Annotated in this window: 6 protein-coding genes; 4 read left to right on the top strand and 2 right to left on the bottom strand. The window is 63.9% G+C overall.

The annotated features are described in order from the left end of the window. Positions 1 to 35 precede the first annotated feature (35 nt). Both metF and EOA38_RS28385 read right to left on the bottom strand, forming a co-directional pair. The gene (gene metF / locus EOA38_RS28390) at positions 36 to 953 is read right to left on the bottom strand and encodes a methylenetetrahydrofolate reductase [NAD(P)H] (protein ID WP_126093064.1); all 918 of its coding nucleotides are present in this window, start codon (positions 951 to 953) and stop codon (positions 36 to 38) included. Further along, positions 953 to 1,960: a metalloregulator ArsR/SmtB family transcription factor gene (locus EOA38_RS28385; protein WP_126093063.1), complete on the bottom strand. Its 1,008-nt coding sequence runs from the start codon at positions 1,958 to 1,960 to the stop codon at positions 953 to 955. The genes metF and EOA38_RS28385 overlap by 1 nt, the downstream gene beginning before the upstream one ends. 137 nt (positions 1,961 to 2,097) lie before the next feature. On the opposite strand from EOA38_RS28385, the gene tsaA reads away from it, so the two are divergent. The 4 genes from tsaA to EOA38_RS28365 form a co-directional block, all read left to right on the top strand. Continuing rightward, positions 2,098 to 2,604: a tRNA (N6-threonylcarbamoyladenosine(37)-N6)-methyltransferase TrmO gene (gene tsaA / locus EOA38_RS28380; RefSeq protein ID WP_126093062.1), complete on the top strand. Its 507-nt coding sequence runs from the start codon at positions 2,098 to 2,100 to the stop codon at positions 2,602 to 2,604. Then, complete coding sequence (locus EOA38_RS28375) at positions 2,601 to 2,915, top strand: DUF2293 domain-containing protein (protein WP_126093061.1); 315 nt, start codon at positions 2,601 to 2,603, stop codon at positions 2,913 to 2,915. The genes tsaA and EOA38_RS28375 overlap by 4 nt, the downstream gene beginning before the upstream one ends. A gap of 124 nt (positions 2,916 to 3,039) precedes the next feature. After that, positions 3,040 to 3,999 carry a D-amino acid aminotransferase gene (locus EOA38_RS28370; protein WP_126093060.1) on the top strand — a complete coding sequence of 320 codons (960 nt, stop codon included), beginning with the start codon at positions 3,040 to 3,042 and terminating at the stop codon, positions 3,997 to 3,999. 227 nt (positions 4,000 to 4,226) lie between these two features. Next, on the top strand, positions 4,227 to 4,762 hold a 536-nt coding region (locus EOA38_RS28365), incomplete at its 3' end, for an SDR family NAD(P)-dependent oxidoreductase (protein WP_127300786.1).

Genomic DNA, 4,762 nt, shown 5'->3' with positions numbered 1-4,762 from the left:
TCCCAAAACCGCTGCACACTTTTGGGCGACATGCATTAAGCCGCGGCTGACCCGGCCACATCCGCCTCATGCGAGCGGATGCCGATCATGTGGCAGACGGCGAAGACCAGATCGGCGCGGTTCATCGTGTAGAAGTGGAAATCGCTGACGCCGCGTTCGACGAGGTCGAGCACCTGCTCCGCCGCCACCGCGGAGGCAACGAGCGCGTGGGTCTGCGGATCATTCTCGAGCCCTTCGAAGCGTTCGGCCAGCCATGCCGGCACCAGCGCGCCGCAGCGCGAGGAGAAATTGGCGACCTGGGTGAAACTATGCACCGGCAGGATGCCCGGCACGATCGGGATGTAGATGCCGGCGCGCCGCGCCCGCTCGACATAGCGTTCGTAAAGGTCGTTGTCGAAGAAGAACTGGGTGATCGCCCGCGTCGCGCCGTTGTCGACCTTGCGCTTCAGCATGTCGATGTCGGTGGCGAAGTCCGGACTTTCCGGATGTTTTTCCGGATAGGCCGAGACCGATATGTCGAAATCGCCGACGCTTTTCAGCGCCCCGACCAGTTCGGCGCCGTTGGCGTAGCCGTCGGGATGCGGACGGTAGGCGGTTCCCACGCCCGCGGCCGGATCGCCGCGCAAGGCGACGAAACGGGTAACGCCGAAATCGGCGAATTCACGGATGACGGCGTCGACCTGATGGCGGGCGGCATCGACACAGGTCATGTGCGCCGCCGGCGTCAGCGTCGTCTCGTTGAGAATGCGCTTGACCGTGCGCGCCGTGCGCTCGCGGGTCGAGCCGCCTGCGCCGTAGGTCACCGACACGAATTGCGGCTTGAGCGGCTCCAGCCTTGTGACGGTGTCCCACAACCTTGCTTCCATGTCGTCGGTCTTCGGCGGGAAGAACTCGAACGACACCCGGACCTTGTCGCCAATGTCTGGGCGGCGGGAAAAGCGGAACTGGTTCATCAGGCTGTTTCCCTTGCTGGGAGTACGTCGTTGGACGGGTCGGCGATCAGAAGGCGACGGTCGCGGCCGAGCCAGAGCTTGACGGTGAGTTTTGCCTCTGCCTGGCCGCGCGGCTCGAATTCCTGGCTGTCTTCGAGATCGAGCCCTGCCTCCGCGAACCAGTCGGCGATCTGCCGGTCGGAGAAGCCGAGCCGCATATGCGCATGCTGGTCGCGCAGGAACTCCAGATTGTGAGGCGCGAAGTCGACGATGACCAGCCTGCCCGCCGGACGCAGCAGCCTCGCCGCCTCATCGATGGCGCGGCCCGGATCGTCGAGATAGTGCAGCACCTGGTGGATAGTGACGAGGTCGAAGGCGTTGCGCTCGACCGGCGGCGAAAAAATGTCGCCCTGGCGCACTTGCGCGTTGGCGACGCCCGCCTTGTCGAGATTGGCGCGCGCTACCGTCAGCATCTCGCGCGACATGTCTATGCCGACGCCGCGCCGGTAGAGCGGCGCAAAGATCTCCAGCAGCCTGCCGGTGCCGGTGCCGAGGTCGAGCATCGACTGGAACGGTCGCTTGCCGACAAGCTTCAGCAGCGCGGCTTCCACCGCGCGGTCCGGTACATGCAGCGAGCGGATTCGATCCCAGCTCGCGGCGTTCTCCGAGAAATACTCTGCGGCACGGTCTTGCCGTTTGCGCTTGACCGCTGCCAGCCGCTCCAGATCGCGCACCACCTGCGGATCGGCCTCGCGCACGCCCGAGACCAGACGCTGCACGAAGGCACGCGAGCTGTCCGTATCCGACAGCCTGAAGAATGCCCACGACCCTTCCTGGTAGCGGCCGATCAGCCCGGCATCGAGCAGGAGCTTCAGATGCCGGGAGACGCGGGGCTGCGATTGGCCAAGGATTTCAGTAAGGTCGGAGACTGTGAGATCGCCGCGCGACAGCAGCACCAGGATGCGCAGGCGGCTGGATTCGGCCGCCGCCTTCAATGTATCTACCATCGTGTCGAGGGTGACATGCATGAGCGGGTTCTCGTTGAAAGATATAAAGATATGTTTATGTCGAATTTGAAACCCTGGCAAGCGCTATGTCGCTTCCGGACAAGAAAATGGCGCAGCCATGATCCGCGCGCCGAAAACGGTTGAGTGGACGGAACGCGATGTTCGAGACGCGCGAGGGTGAGAAGCTCCTGGAGGCCGACCCGGCGGATATGCCGCCGGATGGCCATATCGTCTTCATCGGTCACATCCTCTCGCCCTGGACCAGTCGTGAGGATTGTCCGAAGAACATGCGCGCAGCCCGCGAGACCGGACGGACGGCAGCGATTCTGATCGAGGAGGCCTACCGCCCGGGACTGCGAAACCTCGACCGCGCCAGCCACATCGCCGTCCTGTCCTGGCTCGATCACGCTCCGCGGAATCTCATCGTGCAGAAACCACGCCATGCTGCCGAACCGAAAGGCGTTTTCTCGCTGCGCTCCCCCGCCCGGCCGAACCCTGTCGGTCTGCATGTCGCGAAGCTCGTCGCGCTCGATATTGAGGCAGGCCGTATCGAGATCGATGCCATCGATGTGCTCGACGGCACGCCGGTCATCGACATCAAGCCCTACTACGCTTCGATCGATGCCTTCCCGGAAGCGACCATTGCCGGGCGCGACGAGAAATGAGCGCGCCCACCGGCCGCCGCCGCGCCATCGCCAAGGCGTTGACCGCGCTCTTGCCGCTCGCCCCCTATGCCGACATGGAAAAGATCCGCGCCGACGCCGGGGCCGTGCATATGAAGAGTTTGCCGCCGACGATCGCAGTGTGGCTGGCAACCATCGCCCATGTCCGCCACGCCCATACCGACTACGAGAAGCTGCTTGCCGAAGGCTATGACCGGGACTCGGCGCGCTTCTTCGTCATCGAGCGGACCAATGAGGTGCTCACCCGCTGGCGCGCGACGCGCTTGCTGGACGAGGACGACGAGGACGAGTGAGGCTGACGGGAACCGCCTCGAACGCGGCAGCCGCCTCGCAGGCCAAGCGGCGCCGGTGACCTGGCTCTACTGCGTCCGGAGCCGCACGCTAGCCTGCCGCAGCGACGAGGGAGGAATGATAGAAATGAGCCAAGCCGCCGCCAAGCCCGCCGGGCCGCTCCCCGTTCTGTCAGATCGTTATCTCGACCCGCACGCCTATCCGGACGGCGTGGCTTACCTGGATGGCCAATATCTGCCGATGTCCCAAGCCAAAGTCTCGGTGCTGGACTGGGGCTTCCTGCATTCGGACGCCACTTACGATACGGTTCATGTCTGGGATGGCCGCTTTTTCCGTCTCGACCTGCATCTCGAGCGTTTCTTCGGCGGGCTGGAAAAGCTTCGCATGACCATCCCGTTCGACCGCGACGGCGTCGCCGAAATCCTTCACAATTGCGTTGCACTGTCGGGCCATCGAGCCGCCTATGTCGAGATGCTGTGCACGCGCGGCGCTTCGCCGACCTTCAGCCGCGATCCGCGTCAGGCGATCAACCGCTTCATGGCTTTCGCCGTCCCCTTTGGCTCGGTCGCCAATGCCGAGCAGTTGCGAAGCGGCCTCCATGTCGCGATCAGCGACAAGGTCCGCATTCCGCCTGCCTCGATCGATCCCTCGATCAAGAACTATCACTGGCTGGACCTGGTGCGTGGGCTCTATGATGCCTACGACCGCGGCGCCGATACCGCGCTGATCCTCGACTTCAGCGGCAACCTCGCCGAAGGTCCAGGCTTCAACGTGTTCTGCGTCAAGGCGGGCAAACTGTCGACGCCCGCCGTCGGCGTGCTGCCCGGGATCACGCGCCGTACCGTGTTTGACCTATGCGCCGAGGCGGGGCTCTCTGCGGTGGCGACGGATGTCAGCGTGGCTGCGCTGAAAGAGGCCGACGAAGTCTTTATCACCTCGACCGCCGGCGGCATTATGCCCGTCACGACGATCGACGGCGCCCCCGTGGCCGATGGCAAGGTCGGTACGATCACCGAGCGTCTGATGCGCCTTTACTGGCAGAGGCATGAGGACCCGGCCTGGTCGAGCGCGGTGCGCTATCCCTGACCCTGCCACCAAATAATTCCGGCGGCGCCTCTGGAAAAGCGCCGAGAGCGCCGTATATGCAGCAAGCGGAGTATCCTCCGTTTACATCCGGAATACATCGTCCCCAGAGCAATTCCAGGAAAGCCCGCAGCGGTTTTCCGACCGGAATTACGCGAAAACAAAGACTTGGAGTGGCTCGGCGATTCCGAGAAACGCTGAAACCCCTCTAAGGGCAAGGATCACAGATCATGACTGACAAGGTTTGGTTCATCACCGGATCGTCGAAGGGTTTTGGCCGCGTCTGGGCCGAAGCCGCGCTCGCCCGCGGCGATCGCGTCGCGGCAACCGCGCGCGATGCCGGCACACTCGCCGATCTCGTCGAAAAATATGGCGACAACATTGCCGCCATCAAGCTCGACGTCACCGACAAGCAAGCGGTCGACGCCGCGATCGCCGAGGCGCACAAGCGCTTCGGCCGGCTCGACGTCGTCATCAACAATGCCGGCTACGGCCATTTCGGCGCCATCGAGGAGGTCTCCGAGCAGGAAGCGCGCGACCAGATCGAGACCAACGTCTTCGGCGCGCTTTGGGTCACCCAGGCTGCGCTGCCTATCATGCGGGCGCAGCGCTCCGGCCACATCATCCAGATCTCGTCGATCGGCGGCGTTAACGCCTTTGCCTCGCTCGGCCTTTATCACGCTTCGAAATGGGCGCTGGAGGCGTTCAGCCAGTCGCTCAGCCTGGAGGTCGCCGAATTCGGCATCCATGTCACGCTGGTCGAACC

Source organism: Mesorhizobium sp. M1E.F.Ca.ET.041.01.1.1 (assembly GCF_003997355.1).
In the GTDB taxonomy this organism is placed as follows: domain Bacteria; phylum Pseudomonadota; class Alphaproteobacteria; order Rhizobiales; family Rhizobiaceae; genus Mesorhizobium.
The sequence above is the reverse complement of the archived record's forward strand: the minus strand, read 5'-3'. Positions and strand labels throughout refer to the sequence as shown.